The organism is Bacteroidales bacterium, from assembly GCA_023229505.1.
In the GTDB taxonomy this organism is placed as follows: domain Bacteria; phylum Bacteroidota; class Bacteroidia; order Bacteroidales; family JAGOPY01; genus JAGOPY01.
The window spans coordinates 59,463-80,597 of record JALNZD010000015.1 but is presented as its reverse complement, the minus strand read 5'-3'; the positions used below and the strand labels follow the sequence as shown (position 1 = coordinate 80,597).

General features: G+C 45.5%; 18 protein-coding genes. 12 read left to right on the top strand and 6 right to left on the bottom strand.

Annotated features, from left to right (window positions below; all coding sequences use genetic code 11):
• Window positions 1–209: 209 nt before the first annotated feature.
• A complete protein-coding gene (locus M0Q51_07360; protein ID MCK9399800.1) occupies window positions 210–1,370 on the bottom strand; it encodes a THUMP domain-containing protein in 1,161 nt (386 codons plus the stop codon).
• Between the two features lie 112 nt (window positions 1,371–1,482).
• Between M0Q51_07360 and M0Q51_07355 the strand changes: the two genes are divergently transcribed.
• From M0Q51_07355 to M0Q51_07345, 3 genes are all read left to right on the top strand, one after another.
• Window positions 1,483–2,967, top strand: a complete 1,485-nt coding sequence (locus tag M0Q51_07355; protein MCK9399799.1) for a DUF5687 family protein — start codon at window positions 1,483–1,485, stop codon at window positions 2,965–2,967.
• Window positions 2,968–3,040: 73 nt separating this feature from the next.
• Window positions 3,041–3,736, top strand: a complete 696-nt coding sequence (locus tag M0Q51_07350; protein ID MCK9399798.1) for an ABC transporter ATP-binding protein — start codon at window positions 3,041–3,043, stop codon at window positions 3,734–3,736.
• 21 nt (window positions 3,737–3,757) lie between these two features.
• On the top strand, window positions 3,758–6,253 hold the full coding sequence (locus M0Q51_07345; protein MCK9399797.1) for a DUF5686 and carboxypeptidase regulatory-like domain-containing protein: 2,496 nt from the start codon (window positions 3,758–3,760) through the stop codon (window positions 6,251–6,253).
• Between the two features lie 58 nt (window positions 6,254–6,311).
• Here the strand turns inward: M0Q51_07345 and proS are convergent, their stop codons facing one another.
• Complete coding sequence (proS, locus tag M0Q51_07340) at window positions 6,312–7,784, bottom strand: proline--tRNA ligase (GenBank protein MCK9399796.1); 1,473 nt, start codon at window positions 7,782–7,784, stop codon at window positions 6,312–6,314.
• A gap of 62 nt (window positions 7,785–7,846) precedes the next feature.
• Between proS and M0Q51_07335 the strand changes: the two genes are divergently transcribed.
• A complete protein-coding gene (locus M0Q51_07335; protein ID MCK9399795.1) occupies window positions 7,847–9,316 on the top strand; it encodes a hypothetical protein in 1,470 nt (489 codons plus the stop codon).
• Window positions 9,317–9,334: 18 nt separating this feature from the next.
• Window positions 9,335–10,798 carry an outer membrane protein transport protein gene (locus M0Q51_07330; GenBank protein MCK9399794.1) on the top strand — a complete coding sequence of 488 codons (1,464 nt, stop codon included), beginning with the start codon at window positions 9,335–9,337 and terminating at the stop codon, window positions 10,796–10,798.
• Between the two features lie 44 nt (window positions 10,799–10,842).
• On the opposite strand, the gene M0Q51_07325 is transcribed toward M0Q51_07330, so the two are convergent.
• From M0Q51_07325 to M0Q51_07310, 4 genes are read right to left on the bottom strand one after another with little or no spacing between them, the layout of a single operon-like run.
• Window positions 10,843–11,895 (bottom strand): ABC transporter ATP-binding protein, encoded by a 1,053-nt coding sequence (locus tag M0Q51_07325; protein MCK9399793.1) that lies wholly within the window; start codon window positions 11,893–11,895, stop codon window positions 10,843–10,845.
• Window positions 11,888–12,667, bottom strand: coding sequence for an ABC transporter permease (locus M0Q51_07320; protein MCK9399792.1), 780 nt, complete (start codon window positions 12,665–12,667; stop codon window positions 11,888–11,890). Before M0Q51_07320 ends, M0Q51_07325 begins: the two co-directional genes overlap by 8 nt.
• A gap of 4 nt (window positions 12,668–12,671) precedes the next feature.
• On the bottom strand, window positions 12,672–12,911 hold the full coding sequence (locus M0Q51_07315) for a type II toxin-antitoxin system HicA family toxin (protein MCK9399791.1): 240 nt from the start codon (window positions 12,909–12,911) through the stop codon (window positions 12,672–12,674).
• A gap of 10 nt (window positions 12,912–12,921) precedes the next feature.
• Window positions 12,922–13,170, bottom strand: a complete 249-nt coding sequence (locus M0Q51_07310) for a type II toxin-antitoxin system HicB family antitoxin (protein ID MCK9399790.1) — start codon at window positions 13,168–13,170, stop codon at window positions 12,922–12,924.
• Between the two features lie 256 nt (window positions 13,171–13,426).
• Between M0Q51_07310 and M0Q51_07305 the strand changes: the two genes are divergently transcribed.
• The 7 genes from M0Q51_07305 (at window position 13,427) to M0Q51_07275 (ending at window position 21,122) form a co-directional block, all read left to right on the top strand.
• The gene (locus M0Q51_07305; GenBank protein ID MCK9399789.1) at window positions 13,427–14,272 is read left to right on the top strand and encodes a T9SS type A sorting domain-containing protein; all 846 of its coding nucleotides are present in this window, start codon (window positions 13,427–13,429) and stop codon (window positions 14,270–14,272) included.
• Between the two features lie 68 nt (window positions 14,273–14,340).
• On the top strand, window positions 14,341–15,918 hold the full coding sequence (locus tag M0Q51_07300) for a T9SS type A sorting domain-containing protein (protein ID MCK9399788.1): 1,578 nt from the start codon (window positions 14,341–14,343) through the stop codon (window positions 15,916–15,918).
• Between the two features lie 122 nt (window positions 15,919–16,040).
• Complete coding sequence (locus M0Q51_07295) at window positions 16,041–16,757, top strand: 4Fe-4S dicluster domain-containing protein (GenBank protein MCK9399787.1); 717 nt, start codon at window positions 16,041–16,043, stop codon at window positions 16,755–16,757.
• Complete coding sequence (locus M0Q51_07290) at window positions 16,747–17,820, top strand: heterodisulfide reductase-related iron-sulfur binding cluster (protein ID MCK9399786.1); 1,074 nt, start codon at window positions 16,747–16,749, stop codon at window positions 17,818–17,820. Before M0Q51_07295 ends, M0Q51_07290 begins: the two co-directional genes overlap by 11 nt.
• A 3-nt stretch (window positions 17,821–17,823) precedes the next feature.
• Window positions 17,824–18,870 (top strand): FAD-dependent oxidoreductase, encoded by a 1,047-nt coding sequence (locus tag M0Q51_07285; protein ID MCK9399785.1) that lies wholly within the window; start codon window positions 17,824–17,826, stop codon window positions 18,868–18,870.
• 105 nt (window positions 18,871–18,975) lie between these two features.
• The gene (locus M0Q51_07280) at window positions 18,976–19,311 is read left to right on the top strand and encodes a 4Fe-4S dicluster domain-containing protein (GenBank protein MCK9399784.1); all 336 of its coding nucleotides are present in this window, start codon (window positions 18,976–18,978) and stop codon (window positions 19,309–19,311) included.
• A complete protein-coding gene (locus tag M0Q51_07275; protein MCK9399783.1) occupies window positions 19,308–21,122 on the top strand; it encodes a (Fe-S)-binding protein in 1,815 nt (604 codons plus the stop codon). Before M0Q51_07280 ends, M0Q51_07275 begins: the two co-directional genes overlap by 4 nt.
• Window positions 21,123–21,135: the final 13 nt, after the last annotated feature.

The window sequence follows — 21,135 nt, the reverse complement described above, 5'->3', positions numbered from 1 at the left end:
TCGGATTCCCGGTCGCCCGGGACACCCTTGCTTTCGGCTATAAGATTCCGGCCATTACGGCTCTTTTTGGACTTGGAGGCGTTTACCCCCGCACCATTGAGATTTACTACATGCCCGGCACACCAAAACTATATCGCCTACGGCGAAATCATTGAAGCATAGTTAATGCCTATCGTCTTACCGTCCTACCGTCCTACCGTCTTACCGTCTTACCGTCCTACTCCCTCATACTTTTTCCCTTCATAAAGATCGAATTTGACCAGCCGGCATTCCAGCGGCCCGTTCATGACCCTGATCTTCCGACTGGGCCTGAGCCCTATGAATTTCAAGGCTTCAAGGTCCGATCCAAGCAGCCAGGCTGTGTAACCCGCATAGTTTTTTTTCAGCACGTCGCCTAAATCCTGGTAAAACTTCTTGATGTCATCGACTTTTATCCGTTCACCGTAAGGCGGATTGGTTAGCAAGAAACCTCGTGGGTATGGTGGGAGTCCTGTTTCAAAATCGGCTTTTTCAACCTGGACGAACTTTCCCACGCCTGCTTGTTCAATATTGGTCAGACAGGCCTGAACGGCCTTTTCATCCCTGTCATAACCACGTAAAGGTACCCCTGGCTCCACTATTTCTTCTTCACATTCCCGTTTCACGATATCCCAAAGTTTGCTGTCGAAATCCTTCCATTTCTCAAAACCAAACAGTGGCCTGTAGTATCCCGAGGGCACTTTTCCAGCCAGCAATGCCGCTTCAATAAGCAATGTACCTGAACCGCACATCGGGTCGACGAAGGGGGTTTTACGGTCCCAGCCGCTCAGTAATAACAAACCGGCTGCCAGGACCTCATTAAGCGGTGCTTCGGTCGAAGCTTTCCGGTAACCCCTCAGGTGCAATGACGAACCGGAACTGTCGATGGAAACTGTACATTGCTCCTTGAACAGATGGACATTGATCCTGAGATCAGGATCCACTGTATCGACATCAGGCCTTTTACCGAAACGGTCGCGAAAACGATCGACGATCGCATCTTTCGCCTTAAGGGATACAAAACCGGAATGGGTAAAAGGGGAATAGCTGATAACACTGTCGATCGCAAACTTCCCCGAAAAATCGAGATATTTTTCCCATGGGATACTCCGCACGCCGTCATAAAGCATGATTTCATCAGCCGCCCTGAAGCGTGCCACGGGAACAAGAATCCTCAGAGCTGTCCGGCAATTGTAATTTGCCATGTACAATAACTTTTTATCACCCTTAAATTCGATACCTCTTTTTAAAAGGCCGATGTCTTCAGCACCCAGGTCACTCAATTCCTTTGCCAGGATTTCTTCAAGCCCCTCAAAAGTTTTGGCGATCATGTCCATCTGGTTATCTTTCATTGATAAAGAATTATATTCACCGATAAAATTAACCGATTTTTACTTTTAGTCAGTTTTTTGCGGATTTAAACATGGAATTTGCTTCCTTTGCGTAACGTTAATTCTTCCAATCATGCTTTTTAAAATTTTTCTTGAACAACAATGGAAAGAAAATACCCGGTCGTCGATCTGGCAACGCAATCTTGCCACCAACATCTTCATCGGTTTTTTTCTTTTACTGATGATGCTGTACCTGCTGATGCTCGGGATCCTCATCGATCCGATCCTCAGGAAAATATTTCCCGACGATGACCCGATCATCATTTTTAATGGTATTATCATATATTACCTTGGATTTGACGTGCTTGTCCGATACCTGATGCAGTCTTTGCCGACTTTCGCCATCGAATCCTACCTTCACCTGCCCATCAGGAAAAGAACGATGGTGCATTTTGTTATTTCCAAATCTGTTTTCCACCCATTAAATTTCCTGCCCCTGCTGGTTTTCATACCTTTCGCCCTTCGATCTCTTGCGCCGGCCTACAGCAGCCTGTCAACCGTGGCCTGGGTTATCGCAGTCATCTTCCTGATTTTCAACAATAATTTCCTGGCCACCTACCTCAAGAGGCAACTCGTGTCGAAGCCGCTGATCACCTTGCTGGCCGGTGTTGTCCTGATCGCCCTCGCCGTGATAGATCATTTTGGTTTTATTAAACTAACCGCAGTTTCTTCAGCGTTCTTTGCTGCCTTGCTGAAGTACCCTGTCCTTACAGCTCTTCCTGTCTTACTAGTCTTATCTTCTTACAGTCTTAACTTCTTCCTGCTAAAAAGCAAGCTGTACCCCGAGGAGATCATCAAAAGAAAATCCTACCATGTCCAGGATATCCCACGGATCAAATACCTGACTTCCCTCGGCCTTACCGGCGACCTGGTGATGCTCGACATGAAGCTCTGGTGGAGGCACAAACGAACTCGGACTATGCTGTATATGTTCCCGATTTTTATACTTTATGGCTTTATGTTTTATCCGATGCCGCAGTATCATAATGAAATCGGCTGGCTCATCTTTGTCGGCACCTTCATGACCGGCGGGATGACAATGAATTACCTGAACTACGCATTTGGCTACGAGAGCAATCATTTCGACGGCATCCTGACCAGCAGGGTGGATATGGACATGTACATCAAAGCCAAATTATCCATCGGCATGCTTATCTCAACGATATGCTTCATCATAACTATCCCCTACTTATTCTTCGACCTGGAAATCCTGCTGATCAATTTTGTCACTTATCTTTTTAACCTGGGATTTATTTCTTATGTGCTCATATATATGGCGACTTATAACAAGAAAAGAATGGACCTCAGCAAGGGCTCAAGCTTTAATTACCAAGGAGTTGGGGCTGCTAACTGGCTGGTACTGCTCCCGGCCTTTGTCCTGCCTATCCTGATCTATGCCCCTTTCGGGCTGATGGGTTACCGCTATGCAGGCCTGGCTGCGATTGGCTTTATCGGTATCATAGGATTGCTGACCAGGAAATACTGGGTCAAAGCGATCGAAAGAAATTTTTATAAAAGAAAATATATTATGGCTGATGGATTCAGAGAAGGTGGGTGAAAAAGTGAAAAAGTGAAAAAGTGAAAAAGTGAAAAAGTGAAACGGTGAAACGGTGAATTTTTAATTTTCAAGGATGCTCACAATTAATAACCTTAGTAAAGTTTATAGCGGTGCTACGGTGCTGGATATAAAGGAACTTTTTATAGGAAAAGGCGAAAGTTTCGGTTTGGTCGGAAATAACGGAGCGGGAAAAACAACCTTATTCCGGTTGATCCTCGATTTGATACGTCCGCAGACAGGATATGTGTTGTCGAAAGAGAACAATGTTTCTAAATCAGAAAGCTGGAAATATTACACCGGTTCTTATCTCGACAGGAATTTCCTCATTGATTTTCTCACCCCGGAGGAGTATTTCGAGTTTAACGGCAGGATACATGGCATGTCGGCGGAAGATTTAAAATCTTTCTTATCATCCATGGAAGATTTTTTTAATGAAGAAGTGCTGGGCAGGAAAAAGTTCATCCGCGACCTTTCAAAAGGGAACCAGCAAAAGATCGGCGTTGCCGCGGCCCTGATGGCGGAACCCGAAGTGATCATTCTCGATGAGCCTTTCAACAGCCTGGATCCTTCTTCACAGATCCGCCTTATCAATATGCTCAACAAGTTGACAAAGGAAAAACAAACCACCATGCTGATCTCAAGCCATGACCTCAACCACGTAACAGAGGTTTGTAACCGTATTGCTATCCTCGAAAAAGGGATCATTGTCAAAGATCTTAAAACAAGCGAAAATACACTTAGAGAGCTTCAATCTTACTTTTCGGTTTGAAGATTTTCCTAATTTTGCTGGATGATTTCTCAATCCGGAAAGTTTATTCTTCTCATCCTTTTTCTCGCTTTTATCAGCCTAAATCTTAAGGCTCAGCAATCTTATACGATCTCCGGTAAAGTCTTCGATGCTGAAACAAAAGAGCCACTGGCATTCGTCAATATTATCCAACCAGGGACCAGGACCGGCGTTTCTACCGATATTGACGGAAAATTCTCCCTGCGTTCCGGCCACCCCATCAAAACCATCCAGTTGACCTATGTTGGATATTATCCCTTTAACTTCACGATCCCGGGAAACAAAAAGGAGAATCTCGTCATAAGCCTGCAGCGCAAGACCTTCGATCTCAATGAAGTGATCATCCTGCCGACCATCAATCCTGCCCACCGGATCATCGACAGTGTAATGGCCAACCGTTATCAGAATGATCCGGAAAAGCTCAAAACCTTTTCTTACACTTCCTATGAAAAAACCATATTCACGGCCAGGCTTGATACGGCTGCATTTCAGCCGGACACCAGTGCTGTCGTCATCGCTGACACAACAATCTCCGATTCTTCCATGACAAAATTGAAGGATTTTTTCAGTCAACAGGATATCGCTATCATGGAAACGGTGGTCGAAAGGAAGTTCATGGCGCCGGACCGGAACTATGAGAATGTCAAAGCCAACCGGATATCGGGTTTTCAGGACCCTATCTTTGTTTTCCTGGTTTCACAGGTACAGTCGACCTCTTTTTACCGTGAATTTTTCCAGATCCTCGACAAAAGCTATATCAACCCGATCAGCAACGGTAGCAAGACCAGGTATATTTTTATCCTGGAAGATACGCTGTATACCGAAAGGCTGGATACCGTCTTTATCATTTCTTACCGTCCCAAACCAAATACTAATTTCGACGGGCTGGAAGGCGTGCTGTATATAAATTCCAACAAATGGGCCATCCAGAATGCCATCGCACGCCCTGCCCGGGCCGAGAGTCTCAGTATCAAGATCCAGCAGAAGTATGAGTATATCAATGACGAACAATGGTTCCCGGTTCAGCTTAATACCGATATAATTTTACCTGGAATGGTGGTAAAGGCCGGTGATGTCACGGCAAGACTGGTCGGGATCGGAAAAAGTTACATCCGCGATATTGTCATCAACCCCGAACTGGTCAGGCGGCAATTTGCCACGCTGGGCGTGGATGTTGACCCGGCATCTCATGAAAAACCCGGCTCCTTCTGGAATTCCTACAGGCTAGATACTTTGTCGGTACGTGACCAGCGCACTTATTTCTTCCTGGATAGTATCGGGCGGGAAGCTAATTTCGACAAGATCGCCAACAGTTTCGAAACCCTGATGAGTGGCAGGGTCCCCTTTAAGTTTATTGACATCGACCTGGACCGGATCATAAAATACAATCCTTACCAGGGGCTTTACCTGGGGTTGGGCATTCACACCAATGACAAGCTTTCCCGTAAGTTTAAGGTCGGTGGTTACTGGGGATACGGGTTTGGTGACAAGTCGGCCAAGTACGGGGGCGATGTTAGTACCGTGCTGAACCGAAGGAATGAAGTTACCTGGGGAGCAAAATACAGCTTCGATTTGCAGGAAACCGGCGGTGTTCATTTTTTCGATGACAATGAAAATTTCCTGACCGGGGAAAACTGGCGTATTTTCCTGATCCAACGGATGAACCCTACCCAAAACCTTTCAACAACGCTTGGTTTCAGGCTGTTTCGTGATTTTAAATTCGGATTAGGGTTTAAAGTGATAACCAAAGAAGCCTCCGATGGTTACCGCTACGTCCTGGCCCAGGATGGCCCCATCGTTACCCAGGATGAATTCAGGTTTACCGAAATCAGTGCAGGTTTCCGGTTTGCCTTCCGGGAAAAGTTTATCGTGACCAAGCGGGTACGGATGTCTTTAGGTACAAAATATCCAGTGCTTTGGATCGAATATACCCATGGGATTGATGGATTGTTTGACGGTGAATATGCTTATAATCGCATCGATCTGAAGATTGAAAAGTCGTTTTACACGAAGTATCTTGGAAAAACCAGTTTAATGCTGAAAGGAGGGTTTATCGACCGGGCTCTTCCGGCAACAGACCTTTATAATGGCAACGGCAGTTACCGCTTTTTCACCATCTTCGCCCCTTACAGTTTTGCCACAATGAAGATGAACGAATTCCTCAGTGATCGCTATGTGGCATTATATTTCACGCATAATTTCGGTAAACTATTAAAAAGGTGGGAGAAATTCCAGCCTGAATTTCTCATATCCACCAATGTAACTTTCGGATGGCTCAGGTATAATGAAAACCATCTCAAAATCAATTACAAAACCCTTGAACAGGGATTTTACGAAAGTGGTTTTCTGATCAATAACCTTTTAAACCTGAGGATTTATTCACTTGGTGTTGGTGCCTATTACCGCTGGGGGCCTTACAGCTATCCTATGTTCAAGGACAATATTGCGCTGAAAGTTACGATTACTTTCCCGCTGGGTAGTATGGGGTTTGGAAATTAGAAGTTGGCAGTTGACAGTAGGCAGCAAGAACTTTTAATTCGGAACTCAGAATTCAAAACTAGTAAGCTCTTGCAAACACAACCCTCCGCTGCGAGGGTTTTCCGCTATAAACGCATTTGCCTTTTTCGATCGGGCCATCGAGCGGAATGGTGCGGATGGTGGCCTTTGTTTCATCCTTGATCCGTTCTTCGGTTTCGGAGGTGCCGTCCCAGTGAGCCAGGAGAAAACCGCCTTCTTCGATCTTCTCTAAAAACTCCTCCCATGAATCAACCTGGAAAGTATTATTTTCCCGGAATGAATAGGCCTTCTGGTAAAGATTTTTCTGGATCTGTTCCAGCAGGTGCTCGATCTTGGTATCCAGGTGGACGGCCTGCAGGACTTCCTTCTCCAATGTATCACGACGAGCCACCTCCACGGTGTTGTTTTCGAGGTCGCGGGGACCAATGGCTATCCTTACAGGAACACCTTTAAATTCATATTCATTAAATTTCCAGCCCGGTTTCTGGGTGTCGCGCCCATCGTATTTTACCCTGATCCCTTTTGCCTCCAGCTCTTTTTTAATGAGTCCGGCACGTTCGGTTATCCGGGTCAGTTGTTCCATATTCTTATAAATAGGAATGATGACGACCTGGTGAGGGGCCAGTTTTGGAGGCAGGACAAGGCCATGATCATCTGAATGGGTCATGATGAGGGCGCCGATCAGGCGGGTAGAAACACCCCAGGAAGTTGCCCAGACATGTTCCAGTTTGTTTTCTTCGCTTAAAAATTTAACGTCAAACGCTTTTGCGAAGTTCTGGCCGAGAAAGTGAGAGGTGCCTGCCTGCAAAGCTTTGCCATCCTGCATTAATCCTTCGATGCAATAAGTTTCCAACGCTCCGGCAAACCGTTCATTAGGAGATTTTACCCCTCTGAGTACGGGCATAGCCATCCAGTCTTCAGCAAAGCGGGTATAAATGTCGAGGATTATCTTAGCTTCATCAACCGCTTCCTGCTCGGTGGCATGGGCAGTGTGCCCTTCCTGCCATAGAAATTCTGTAGTACGCAGGAAAAGACGGGTCCGCATTTCCCAGCGTACCACATTGGCCCATTGATTAATAAGGATTGGAAGATCACGGTATGATTGTATCCAGTTGCGGTACGCATCCCAGATAATCGTTTCCGAAGTGGGCCTGATGACCAGCTCTTCTTCCAGTTTTGCGTCTTCATCCACGATAACGCTTTTCCCATCAGGGGAACTCTTCAGCCTGTAATGGGTAACTACTGCACATTCTTTTGCAAAGCCTTCCACATGAGATGCTTCTTTGCTGAAAAAAGATTTTGGGATAAAAAGCGGAAAGTATGCATTAACATGTCCTGCATCTTTAAACATCTTGTCGAGTGATGCCTGCATCATCTCCCAGATCGCGTAGCCATAAGGCTTTATGATCATACATCCACGCACCGCCGAGTTCTCGGCCAGGTCTGCTTTAATCACCAGATCATTGTACCACTGCGCGTAATTTTCCTCCCGGGTTGAAAAATCTTTAGCCATTTTTGATTTTGGTATAGTATTTGCTTTTTTACGGATGAAATAAAGCACAAAATTAATCAATAATGAAGAATCTCAGTTCCCACAGGGCAATAAAATCACAGGAGGAAAAAACCATGAAAACCTTAGCCATTTTAACCGTTATCTTCAGTTTGTTCCTTGCATCATGCTCATCGACATATGATGCATCCGCTCCTTACGACGAAGTGTATTCTTCGTCCAATAAGCCGGCCAGGAACGTTGTCGCACAGGATGTAACGGTTCAGTCACAACCGGTCGAATCAACCACAGCCTATGAAGGAGATTATTATTCTCCGGAATATGCCGAAGGGGAATTTGATTCTGACGAATATTATGATTACGAATATTCCTCACGGGTTAAAAGATTCCATAGCGATAACCCGGGCTTCGATTATTACGATAATTATTACACCGATAACTATTATTACAACGGTGACCCTTACGCTATGGGCAGCAATATTTATAGCGGTTACGGATGCTGCGGATCCGGCCTGTCGCTTGGCTTCGGCATGGGTTATGGCTGGGGAGGATATTATGGTATGGGATATCCCTATTATTCCTATAGTCCATATTGGGGATATTATGATCCATGGTACTATCCTTACTACGGCGGATGGGGCTACGGATATTCCGGCTACGGAGGCGGTTCTTACTGGGCCGGTTATAACAACGGTTATTGGAACGGTTACTGGGATGGTTACTACGGAGGTGGTGGCTATTACCCATATCCTGACCCTGAACCTGACCCATACGGAAATTATTATGGTCCAAGAGGCAGCCGTTCAGGCGCTTCAGATGGCAGCAACAGTACTGGGAGCCTATCACGCAGCGATCGCACCGGCGATAATAACAATATCCAGTCGTTCGACCAGGGTGCCCGTGGCACCAGGACAGAGGGAACAGCGACCAAAACTTCCGTGACAGCCGGCCAGCCCTCTTACAGCAAGCCTGCAGAGTCTGCCCGCTCTGAACGTCCAACAGGCAGTAATACAAAAGTTGATAAGACCACAACCTTATCACCCAGCAGAAAGGTACAGCCGGATATGATTTATGAGAAACCTAAGACCTATACTTCACCCAATGCACGGACTACCCCCTCGAAACAGGAATATATCAGTCCCGGCACCCGTGATACCCGCACATTCTCCTGGCAGGAAGGGCAAAATACCCGGAAGGTTTACTCAACAACGCCGGAAAGAAAGTCCACTGCAGTTACCAGCCCGTCAACAAGGGAAAGCGGAAGCAGCAGTAAATATAATTCTGCTACTCCTTCACAGAAATATTCCACTCCGTCCAGGCCGAGTTCCAAAAACACATATACTGCTCCTTCCAGCTCCGGAAGCCGCAGTTATTCTGCCCCTTCAAAATCATATAGTTCACCTTCCTCCGGATCCAGTGGTTCATCCAGGTCCGGTAGTTATAGCGGCGGCGGAAACAGCAGCGGCGGAAACAGCAGCGGCGGAAACAGCGGTGGAAGCAGCAGCGGCGGTGGCTCACGTGGTGGAAGAAGGTAAACCTAACATATCTCAATCATGAAAAAGATACTGATCATTTCGGCTATCATTCTGACAGCCGCCTATCCAGCGCTATCTCAAACTTCAACAGATGCATTGCGGTATTCACGGATCGATATCGGCGGAACAGCCCGCTATATGGGACTTAGCGGTGCCTTTGGCGCACTTGGCGCCGACTTCACCACCGCCAGCACTAACCCGGCCGGACTGGGCCTCTACAAATCCTCTGAATTTATCATCACTCCGGCTGTTCATCTCGGAAATGTAGAATCAACTTATAAAGGTACCTGGGCATCCGGCCAGCGGTCAAACTTCTACCTCGGTAACATTGGCTTTGTGATGGCTTCAAAAAGAAAATCAGGGGGCAGTGGTGTTACTTTTGCCACAGGTCTTAACCGGCTGAACGATTTTAATCACCGGTATGAGATGACTGGCACAAATACCAACAACTCACTGCTCGATACCTATGTTCAGGCTGCTAACGGAACGAATTTCCTGCAAATCGAACAAGATCCCAACGGGGATTATGCCTTCGATCTTAACTTAGCCTGGTGGTCTTATCTGCTTGATCTGGCCAATCCGAATACAGACAATCAATATATTTCCCCAATACCTGTAGGAAGCAAGTTGCAAACTAAATCGATCGATACCAGGGGATCCATGAATGAATATGTATTCAGTTTAGGAGCTAATATTAAAGACCGGCTTTACCTGGGCATGACGCTCGGTATCCCGTTTATCCGGTATTACGAATCATCAGTCTATAAGGAAAGTAACATTGAAAACAGTGACCTGAAATATTTTAACCGGATAGAAGACCTGGAAACACGCGGCAGCGGATTCAATTTCAAGCTGGGCTTCATCTACCGGCCAACCGACTGGTTCCGGTTCGGCGCGGCATTCCACACTCCTTCATGGTTCAGCAATATGAAAGATTACTGGCAGGTGACTATGATATCAGAGTTTTATACACCAGACAATAACGGGAATACAAAATATGTAGAAAGTTCTCCTTCCGGAAGCTATAATTATGCTTTGCAAACCCCTTTCAGGGTGCAGGGAAACCTGGCTTTCATCATCAGCAATATAGGACTGGTCAGTGCTGACTATGAATATGCCGATTATGCTTCTGCCCGTTTCCATGCATCGGATTTTAGTTTCAACGATGAAAACAGTTCTATCCGGAACAGCTATGCCGGTTCACATCAAATCCGTGTCGGTACGGAATGGCGGTACAATATCTTCAGCTTCAGGGCAGGGGGCAAGTATTTCACTTCACCTTACCAGGATCAAAACCTGAACGACGGGAGTCGCTTTGGTTTCTCCGGCGGCATCGGTCTCAAAGAAGGATGGTTCTTTATGGACCTGGCCTATGCTTATTGTAACATGAAAGATAAATACTACTTTTATACAAATGCAGAATCTGTAGCCAACATCACCAGGAACCATAGCGTGTTGCTGACGCTTGGCGCTAAATTATAATTGGACAGTTAGCAGTTGGACAGTTGGGCAATTGTCCAACTCAATCATACCCTCACAAATTTAACATTTGCGGCCTTAAAGCTGATCCAGACTTCTTTACCTTCACGCAAAGCCAGTTTTTGTAATGATTCCCGGGTTATCCTGGCATAAAAGCGTGTCCCCGTATCTACCAAAACTTCGAAACCAAAAGGAGACGGGCTTATTTCAAGGATCTGCCCTTTCATCTGGTTGGTTGCACTGGTGGGGAGATTTTCAAGGGAGATAAAAATGTCTTCGCCACGCAGGATGATATAGCCTTTTCCTTCCGGCTCTTCGGTATTCAGCCGCAGTACCTGGCCATTTTCCAGCTCACCGTACTGCCTGTCCATTTCGCGATACAGGCGGGCTGCAAAGTAATTTTTCACCCCGGTGAAACGCGCTACGAATTCTGATCCCGGCTGGTGAAAAACTTCATCGGCCGGTCCTAACTGGATGATCTTTCCCTGGTTTATAACAGCGATTTTATTAGCCAGTACCAGCGCTTCTTCGTAATCATGCGTAACATGGATGATGGTCTGCCCCTGGTTATTTATCCCTTTCAAAAGGCTGCGCAATCCCTGGCGAAGGGAAACATCGAGCGATGCCAATGGTTCATCGAGTAACAGGTATTTCGGTTCACGGATGAGGGTCCTTGCCAGGGCAACCCGTTGTAATTCCCCGCCCGATAATGTCCGCGGCATCCTGTCCAGCAGATGGCCTATCTCCATTGCCTCGGCCTGCGTTACTACCTGTGAAAAGATTTGCTTGCTGCCTAATCCCCTTAAACGAATCGGATAACTTATATTTTCCCTGACACTCATGTGCGGGAAAATGGCATAATCCTGGAAAACAAGCCCGAATGGCCTCGATTGAATTTTCCAGCCGGTAATATTTTTCCCTTCAACTATAACACTCCCTTCATCGGGATCGATCAACCCGGCAAGGATCTCCAGGATTTGTGTCTTACCTGCACCGGAAGGCCCCAGGATAAGAAAATAGTCCCCATCTTCAACCTGAAAGGTAATATCATCCAGTTTAAACTCAGGATAGGTCTTGTTTATGTTTTTAATTTCAAGCATCTTTTCTTGTCCGGGATAATAATCGCAAAGCAATAAAAAATATAAGGCTGACCACAATGAAAATAACGGCAACCGGCCGGGCGTAGTTTAGGCCAAAAGAACTAAAGCGTTCCCAGATCAGGACAGGCGTGACCATCGGGTGGTAAGCGACGATGATTACGGCGCCGAATTCGCTCATCCCCCTGGCAAACATCAGGATCAGCCCAGACACGATATTTCTCCAGGCAAGCGGAAGGGAAATGGAGAAAAAGACTCTTGCAGGAGTGGCTCCCAGGTTAAGGGCCGCCAGTTCCAATCTCAGCGGGACGGCAGAAAAGCCATCCCGGGCCGCATTGATAAGAAAAGGAATGCTGACGAATGCCATCGCGATGGCAATTCCAGCCGGCGCTCCGACAAAATCCAACCCTATCATCGAACCTAATTTCCCTAAATAGGAATCCCTTGATACAAAACCCAAAACTGCAATCCCGGCAGCGGAATGAGGGATCACGATGGGCAGGTCTATGATTCCCAAAACGAGCCGCTTCATAGCAAAATCCCTCCTCGCCAGCAAGTAGGCCAGCGGAATGCCTCCAAGGGCAAAAACAAGCGTAGCCGCCATCGATACCCATAAAGTAAGGCCAATACTTCGCTGAACCTCAGGATCTTTCGATGATTCAAACAATTGATCCGGTGACGTGGCCACGAACATTCCAACCAGCGGACCAATGATAAACAACAACACTACCCCACTGAGCAGGATCAGAAATAACTGAAAAGGTTGAAATCGCATAGGGTTAACCTAATTGCTTATACAAAATCATGAACTCATCCAACTCTATTTTTAAATCTTCACGAATAATTTTTCGAATCAGTCCCTTCGGCAGATCTTGATTTTTGTGTACCGGAATCGTTGTGACCCGGCCATCCGGATGTTTTAATCTATGATGAGAGCCATTAATGCGAACAACATTAAATCCCAGTCTCTGAAGGAATCGAATAAAGTCTTTACCTGAAATAACTAAAAATTCCTGCATAAAATTTTATTTATACGGCCGCTGCTTTATAAGAAATCTCCATTTCCCTGAAGCCAACAAAGCGGTTTATATCAGATATTTTATCTTTCTCTTCATCTATGCACATGTCAATAACTTCCCTGATGTTTGCCAGAGCTTCATCTATTGTTTTGCCATAGGAATGACAACCCTTAAAAACAGGACAACTAACGATATATACATTATCTTCATCCTGTTCAACGAGGATTGGAAGGTGCAATATTTTTTCTTTTATTTTCATATTAATTCATTTGAACGGAATTGAATCATCAATCGACCTGTAACTCAAAATATTATCAAGCAGGGGGACTTATATTTGCTCACAAACAAGTTTACGATTGTTCTCACAAAAATAATGAATAAACTCAAACCAGCACTGGTATTTATAAGAGGTCTGACCTGATTACTATCCAGATCGCCCTTTTGCACACATTTTTCGACCGGTTAGCTATAGCTACCCTCTGGCAGCCAACCCCGATGAGCTTAAAAAAGATGCCTTGCTCGAATATCTTGAAGAAAAAGAAAATCCGCTTCCGGCTTACATGATAGATATTTTACGTCAGGTAGCTGAGGGTGTTACCTACAAAACGGTTCTTCAGCAGCAAATGGCTAAACACAATCGCATCAAGACAAGGGCTGCAAACGATATGATCAGAAGCTACCTGAATGATACGATTGTTGCCCTGGTAGAGCTAAGAAACTGGCTCAATAATCTGGGGGGAATTGCCGCTGATAGACAAATTATTGCAACATATATGCAGGAAGGAAACTTTACAGATGCTATTTCGCTTGCCGCCATGCTTCCAGATTTATATAACCTTCAGGGAGAGGCGCTGGAAGAACATAATGATTATATGAACATGCTCAACCTGGAACTTACACTTCATTCTGAGGATCGCAAGTTGCAGGAACTTACCAGTTCCGAAATTGAAATGCTTAACGCAATTGCACAGGCCAACCGAGGCAGTTCTGCTGCCAAGGCTAAAAACATCCTTGAAGCATTTTACGGACAGCATTTCTGCAATTGCCCTGAAATTGACGGAACACAGTCTTTTAAGAGCGGTATTATTGACTTAGATGCCATGGCTGAGGCCTTCGGCCTTAGTCTAACTGTAAAACCCAATCCAGCCAAATACTGGGCTGCTTTCGATTACACCCTTCCGGGTGATGAAACCAGTGCCATACTGATCATTACTGATGCCACGGGCAAGCAGATTGAATCGTTTCAATTGCAGGGAAAACAGGGACAAAAAGTATGGGATACCCGTAGTGCTCCAGCAGGTATCTATAATTACACTCTGCAAGTAACAGGCTTCATAAAAACAGGTATATTTGATTGTTAAATAGGCATGTACCTTGGAGTTTTGCTCTTTATGGGCAAAACTCCAGTTTCTAGTCAAATTATACAGCTATGAAACGCTTTAAAATATTATTATTTTGCTCAATCCTGCATTTCCCGGCTCTCCCTCAATATATGCAGATCAACTGGCAGCAATGCTTTCAAATGAACCCGCACGATGTAGCGCGCGGAATTGAACTCGCCGGCGACAATTATTTGATTAGCGGATATACAGAGCCTTCAACCGGCAATTATGATGTTTTTCTTTTTAAAACCGATCTTGAAGGTAATCTATTATGGGATAAAACTTTTGGTGGAGCTTCCGGCGACCAGGGAGTTGATATTTTCCCTGCCGATGAAGGGAATTATTTTATCGCAGCTATCAGTGTTTCTACCGGAGGGGATGTAACATTCAACCCTTATCCGGGAACCGTTAATTATTGGATACTTAAAATTGACAGCGCAGGAAATAAATTGTGGGACAAAATGTACGGCGGAAACGGATATGATGACCTTTGGGCGGCCATTACTACTTATGATGGAGGAATTGCAGCTTTTGGGCGCACTACATCACCTGATGGTGATATTTCCATTGCTTATGGCGCATGGGACATGTGGCTGTTAAAAACCGACAGCCTTGGTATTAAAATGTGGGATTTTTCCATTGGGGCCCCTGGATTTGACTTAGGAAGTGCAGTTATTCAGACCAGCGACGGAGGTTATCTTCTTGGCGGTTCGGCACAAGTAGAGGGTGGAGGCAACTATGAATGTGAACCATTCAGTTGGTATGCTGCAACCATACTTTTTAAACTGGATTCAAATACCAATATCGAATGGCAACGTTGTTACAGTGGTAGTTATCACGATGGTATTTCGACATTACTTGCAACGAGCGACGGTTATATCGTTAGTGGCTATACTAGCTCTGACGACGGAGATATGGAAGGATGCGGATATCATCTTGGATACCAAAATGAAACACGAACTGATGATATCTGGCTTGCTAAAATCGATTTATCAGGCAACATCGTCTGGCAAAAATGCTTGGGTGGTAGCAAAGGCGATTATGTTTATAACATATTTGAATCCGGTGATGGTGGATTTCTGGTTTTTGGTACAACAACATCGTTTGACGGTGACGTTTCGGGAAACCACTCATTCCCTGGAAATCCCGACATTTGGGTGGTAAAAGTGAGTTCGGAAGGCGAACTCATGTGGCAACAGTGCATCGGAAGTGAAGGCAAGAACCGGCTTGAAGGGGCTGTCATCAAAACCAGCGACAGCACATATGTGGTGGCATCAAACACTTCAAGTAATCTTTCAGGGGATCTTACCTGCAGAATTGAAAATGGATTTGTATGGCTTTTTGAAATAAGCGATTTAACGGTAGGAATCTCAGAACCGTCGGTAGCTCAAAACATGGTAAAGGTATTTCCCAATCCAGCTTCTACATTTGTGGAATTTGGAACTTCCGGATTTAAATCCGGAACCATTCGGGTTATAGATATTACCGGTCGCCTCCGGGCTGAAATACCGCTCAACGGTGAGAGATCATTTTTGGATGTTCGGCACTTATCAGCCGGTATGTACCTTTACCAGGTCACATCAGGAGAATACCACCAAAACGGCAAGATCATTATATCGAGGTAATGTATCTTGAATAAAAGTTTTTGCTGTGTAAACTCATTTTTAAAATATGATGTCTTTGTTAATTGTATTTACTTTAATCTATATTTTTGTTAAAAAATTAACAATCATTTTCATACCGGTTCATGGGGCGACTCTACGACTTGCTCAACCAGGATGTCAGGTTCGGGGAAGGACTGAAAGCCTGCATCAATTGCGGAACCTGCACCGCTATTTGCCCGGCTGCTGAGTTTTACAATTATGATCCCCGTATCCTTGCGACTACGCTTCAAAGCCGCGATGAAGAGCAGATCGAAGCCTTGTTGAAAAGTGATTTTATCTGGTATTGCGGGGAATGTATGTCGTGCAAAACACGCTGTCCTCGTGGGAACGTCCCTGGTTTGCTGATTTCCGTCGTACGTTCCTTATCGCAGGACCTCGGCTATTTCGTGGAATCGGAAAAAGGGAGGCAGCAGCTTGCTATTAAAAGAACTATCGGGGAATGGATCCTCAAGCATGGCTATTGTCTCTATCCCCAGGAAATCGAATTGGAATCACATCCCGAACAGGGTCCCGTCTGGGGCTGGATAACTGATAATCTTAAAGAGGTTTTAGGACGCTTTGAAGCCCATTACCAGGAAGAAGGGCCGGGAATCCTGCGTAAGATCCCACAGGAATCGCTTGATGAACTGAAAAGGATTTTTGATGTCACAGGCGGGACGGAACGGTTTGAAAAGCTGGAGGAATTCTCAAGGAAGAAAGCTGAAGAAATGGGCAAAGAATTCAGCCCGGGCCAGAAAAGCGAGTATTATCTTCACGTTTATAACTTCAATAGCAATAAGCACGGCAAAAATGAACATTGAGGGTAAAAAGATAATCTGGAAAGAATATCAGAAAGAGATCGCGGATGATGATTTTTTTTATGTCAGAAGTTGCGTAAGGCAGAGCTTTTTCCCTGGTTCTGAAACTACTTTTCTGAAAATCCTGAGAGAAACCCTTGGGAAAAATATCAGCGAGCATCCATTTCACACGACCTGCACAGGAATCGGCTATCATTCCGATATTGTCCCTTTTGAGACTACAATGACGGTTATTGCCCGGCAATTCGCCCTTATGACCGAATCGGGTTACCATAACTATGTCCCTTCCTGTATTACTTCCTTCGGTATGTACCTTGAGGTGCTTGAAACCTGGCACCATTTCCCGGAAGTTGAGAAAAAGGTCAGGGAGCTTCTTAAAGAGGCTACCGGTAAAGAATTTGAAAAGCCCAAAAACCTGGTCCATGCCAGTGATATCATTTATAAATTTCGTAAAGAGATAGCAGAAAAAGGCAAGTACAGGCTGATTAACCGTTTTACAGGCGAACCACTGCGGATTGTCGAACATATTGGATGTCATTATGCTAAAATGTTCCCCTGCAAAGGTATCGGAGGTGCAGAATATCCGCATGTGTTGATTGGGATGATAGAAGACTGGGGAGGTGAGGTGATTGATTACCCGGAACGCCGTCATTGTTGCGGATTTGGCTTCAGGCAATATGTCGTGAAGGCTAATCGCGGTTATTCCATCGCCTGTTCACAAAAGAAATTTGAGTCGATGAAGCCCTACAGACCCGAAGCTATTCTTACAAATTGCCCCGGCTGTCCTTTTTTCTTCGATCGTTGGCAATATGCCCTCAGCGAGATGGAAGGAGTTACCTACGGGGAAGATGGCCAGGGAATCCCTGTCCTCACCTATGAAGAACTTGCCGGGATTGTGCTTGGTTATGACCCCTGGGACCTTGGTTTGCAAACTCACCAGGTCCCTGTTGAGCCATTGCTGGATAAGATTGGGATACTCTATGATCCCGAAAAGAAATACCTGGGTAAAAACGGTGAATATTTAGGGAAACCCGCCATGCCCGCAAACTTGAAATTTTGTCATTGATACATGATGGGTAAAAAGGTTATTGTAATCGGTGGTGGTATAGCAGGCCTTGAAGCAGCTTCGAGTTTAGCTGCTTTTGGCATTCAAGTCACCCTTATTGAAAAGGAGGAACATCTGGGCGGGCATGTTGGCCAATGGGACCGCCTTTTTCCGTCCCGCCGGCCTGCCAAAGAAATTACCGGTTACCTGACCAAAAGGTTGAACGAGAAAGTGATCGTTCACACCGGCACAGAAGTTCAAAAGATCGAACAGTCCGGAAAAACCTGGAAAATATTGTTGAACAACTCCCAAACGCTTGTTTCGGATGCATTGCTCCTGGCAACAGGATTCGATCTCTTTGAAGCCCGGAAAAAGGAAGAGTATGGCTATGGGATCTATGATAACGTGATCACCTCCGAAGACCTCGAAAAGAAATTTGCCCAACACAGCCAGATCCGTAATGCCCACGGTAAAGTGCCCGAAAGGATTGGCTTTGTGCATTGTGTGGGATCAAGGGATGAGAAAGTCGGTAATCTTTATTGTTCCAGAGTATGCTGTGTGACCGCCGTGAAGCAGGCGGTTGAGGTAAGTGAGATGATCCCAGGTTGTGAAGTTTTTTGCTTTTACATGGATCTCAGGATGTTCGGCCTCGACTTCGAAGCTTTGTACAAAGAATCGCAGGAGAAATGGGGGGTGCATTTTATCAGGGGAAGGCTGTCGGAAGCATTTGAGAACCAGGATGGCTCAGTGCTGGTAAAAGTTGAGGATACCCTGGCCGGACGCCCGCTGAAAATGAAGGTGGATCTGCTTGTGCTGATGTCCGGTATGGTTACCTCATCCGGGACAAAGAAGCTCATGGATATAATGGAGTTGGAAACCGATGAAAACCGTTTCCTGCAGCCTGCCGATCGCCAGTTACAGGCAAATGAAACCGGCATACCAGGCCTTTTTCTCGCCGGAACCTGTACTTCACCGAAAAGCATTGATGAAACGATTGCTGATTCGCGGGCAGCTGCACTCAGGATTATGGAATACCTGAATTCAGTTGACAGTTGGCAATTTGAAAATTGAAATTAGAAATTTGGAATTTTTTGGAACACTGAAACAAATAACAACCTCTTATATAACTACCTAATAACCAATAACCAATAACCAATAACCAATAACCAACATCCAGTGCCCAACTTCGGATATACCATAAATTCCGACAGACAAATCGATTACGACAGCAATGACAAGCGGGTCGCACGATACCTGGCTGAGCATGAGCCTTCTTTCATGGTCTGTATTTCGTGCGGTACCTGCACAGCCACCTGCAGTGCGGGGGTATTTACAACATTCAGCTTGCGGGAGCTGATCGGAAATATTAAAAGGGGTGAAGCCCGCAATATAAAGGCCGAAGCGGAAAAATGCATGCTTTGCGGAAAGTGCCAGCTCGCCTGCCCGCGAGGTGTCAATACCAGAAATATCATAATGAATATACAAAGAGCCATTGAGGCTTTCGAACTATGACCTTTGACTTGTTTGTGCTTCCTTTCTTCCTGGGACTGATTACCCTGCTGGTAATCCTCAGTGTAAAGTATGCACGCTGGATCAAAGGGTTTGACCTGGCTGACAGAGACCTGATCAGGAAAGGAGTATTTACCAAAAAAAGCCTGGGCGCTGCCGGCGAAGTGTTCATGGAAAGCCTTCTCCACCGGAAAATGTTCCGGCGAAATGGCTGGCTCGGCTATATGCATATGAGCTTTGCATTCGGGTGGTTCCTGCTTATCGTATGTGGCAACCTCGAGTCGAGAATTTACAGCAAAGTTCATATCAATCCTCCGTACTACCCGATTTTCCTGAAGTTCTTTGTAGCTGACGAACATATACTGAGGCACGAACTCATGTCAATCCCGGGTGTTTTCCGGTTGCTCATGGATATGTTCCTGCTTCTGGTGCTCAGCGGGCTGGTGCTTGCCCTGATCAAAAGAGCTTCGTCCCATTGGTTCGGTTTAAAAAAAACTACCAGGCATACATTTTTCGACCGTTTAGCGATCACCACCCTCTGGCTGATCTTCCCCCTGAGATTACTTGCCGAAAGCTTCACGGCTGCACACTATCACGGGGGAAGCTTTTTGACCAACAATTTTGGAGATCTCCTGGATAGATTTCTGCCTGCACAACAGCTTTCTTATCCTGCCTGGTGGACCTATTCGCTGGTACTGGGAGGCTTTTTCGTCAGCCTGCCTTACTCCAGGTTCATGCATATTCCTACAGAAGTAATGCTGATCTTTTTCAGGCATTACGGTATTAAACCAACCCTTCATTTTAACCATTACTCAAATTTTGAAATACAATCGTGCCCTAAATGCGGCGTATGCATCGATGCCTGTCCGCTACATACAGATGCAAATGAGGATGGAATCCCGCCTGCGTATTTTCTTCGGACTTTAAAAAACAATCGACCGGATATAAATTCTACTTACGATTGCCTGCTTTGCGGCCGTTGCGGGGAATATTGTCCTGTTGGAATCAATATCAACGCTTTGCGTGTTTCCCAAAGGATCCGTTATGCTAAAAACCTTAATGGCTCCTTTACATACCTGAAGCAAACCAAAAGCCAGGTTGCGGAGATAGCTTATTTTGCCGGCTGCATGACCCATCTTACCCCATCGATCAAAATATCCATGGAGAAAATATTCACCACGGCAGGTGTCGATTACCAATTTATTGACCGTGATGGAAGCGTCTGCTGCGGAAGGCCCTTATGGATGGCCGGAAAAGAAAAGCAGGCGCGCGAACTCATGGAGCACAATAAAAAACTGATCGAAAGCACAAACTGTAAAACACTGGTACTCTCCTGCCCTATCTGCCTGAAGATTTTCAGGGAAGAATATAACCTTAATATCGAAATGCTGCATCATTCGCAATACCTTCTACGCCTGGTGAATGAAAAGAAAATTGATCTGAAAAAGGAAGATTTACAGGTTGCTTTCCATGATCCATGCGAACTGGGAAGAGGATCCGGGATTTTCGAAGAGCCCCGGCAGTTGATCCGGCAAATGGTAAATCTTGTCACTGCAAGTGAAGAGAAAGGCATATCTATCTGCTGCGGTGGAAGCCTGGGAAGTACCGGGATCAACTGTTACCAAAGAGATAAAGTCTCGCAGCTTACTCTGGAGACCCTTATGGCAAATAATCCTGGATCAATCATCACTGCATGCCCGCTTTGTAAAAAAACCCTTCAGAAAGGCTCCCCAGTTGAGGTGAAAGACATCAGTGAATTGACTTCAAGTTTACTTTATGTTGACAAGTCATCAGCACCAGGATTGAATAATTGAGAAGAAAATTGAT

What these genes read in the sequence shown, in the direction of transcription:
- M0Q51_07360 (MCK9399800.1), bottom strand. Translation starts at nt 1,370, where the DNA reads ATGAAAGATAACCAGATGGACATGATCGCCAAAACTTTTGAGGGGCTT.
- M0Q51_07355 (MCK9399799.1), top strand. Translation starts at nt 1,483, where the DNA reads ATGCTTTTTAAAATTTTTCTTGAACAACAATGGAAAGAAAATACCCGG.
- M0Q51_07350 (MCK9399798.1), top strand. Translation starts at nt 3,041, where the DNA reads ATGCTCACAATTAATAACCTTAGTAAAGTTTATAGCGGTGCTACGGTG.
- M0Q51_07345 (MCK9399797.1), top strand. Translation starts at nt 3,758, where the DNA reads ATGATTTCTCAATCCGGAAAGTTTATTCTTCTCATCCTTTTTCTCGCT.
- proS (MCK9399796.1), bottom strand. Translation starts at nt 7,784, where the DNA reads ATGGCTAAAGATTTTTCAACCCGGGAGGAAAATTACGCGCAGTGGTAC.
- M0Q51_07335 (MCK9399795.1), top strand. Translation starts at nt 7,847, where the DNA reads ATGAAGAATCTCAGTTCCCACAGGGCAATAAAATCACAGGAGGAAAAA.
- M0Q51_07330 (MCK9399794.1), top strand. Translation starts at nt 9,335, where the DNA reads ATGAAAAAGATACTGATCATTTCGGCTATCATTCTGACAGCCGCCTAT.
- M0Q51_07325 (MCK9399793.1), bottom strand. Translation starts at nt 11,895, where the DNA reads ATGCTTGAAATTAAAAACATAAACAAGACCTATCCTGAGTTTAAACTG.
- M0Q51_07320 (MCK9399792.1), bottom strand. Translation starts at nt 12,667, where the DNA reads ATGCGATTTCAACCTTTTCAGTTATTTCTGATCCTGCTCAGTGGGGTA.
- M0Q51_07315 (MCK9399791.1), bottom strand. Translation starts at nt 12,911, where the DNA reads ATGCAGGAATTTTTAGTTATTTCAGGTAAAGACTTTATTCGATTCCTT.
- M0Q51_07310 (MCK9399790.1), bottom strand. Translation starts at nt 13,170, where the DNA reads ATGAAAATAAAAGAAAAAATATTGCACCTTCCAATCCTCGTTGAACAG.
- M0Q51_07300 (MCK9399788.1), top strand. Translation starts at nt 14,341, where the DNA reads ATGAAACGCTTTAAAATATTATTATTTTGCTCAATCCTGCATTTCCCG.
- M0Q51_07295 (MCK9399787.1), top strand. Translation starts at nt 16,041, where the DNA reads ATGGGGCGACTCTACGACTTGCTCAACCAGGATGTCAGGTTCGGGGAA.
- M0Q51_07290 (MCK9399786.1), top strand. Translation starts at nt 16,747, where the DNA reads ATGAACATTGAGGGTAAAAAGATAATCTGGAAAGAATATCAGAAAGAG.
- M0Q51_07285 (MCK9399785.1), top strand. Translation starts at nt 17,824, where the DNA reads ATGATGGGTAAAAAGGTTATTGTAATCGGTGGTGGTATAGCAGGCCTT.
- M0Q51_07275 (MCK9399783.1), top strand. Translation starts at nt 19,308, where the DNA reads ATGACCTTTGACTTGTTTGTGCTTCCTTTCTTCCTGGGACTGATTACC.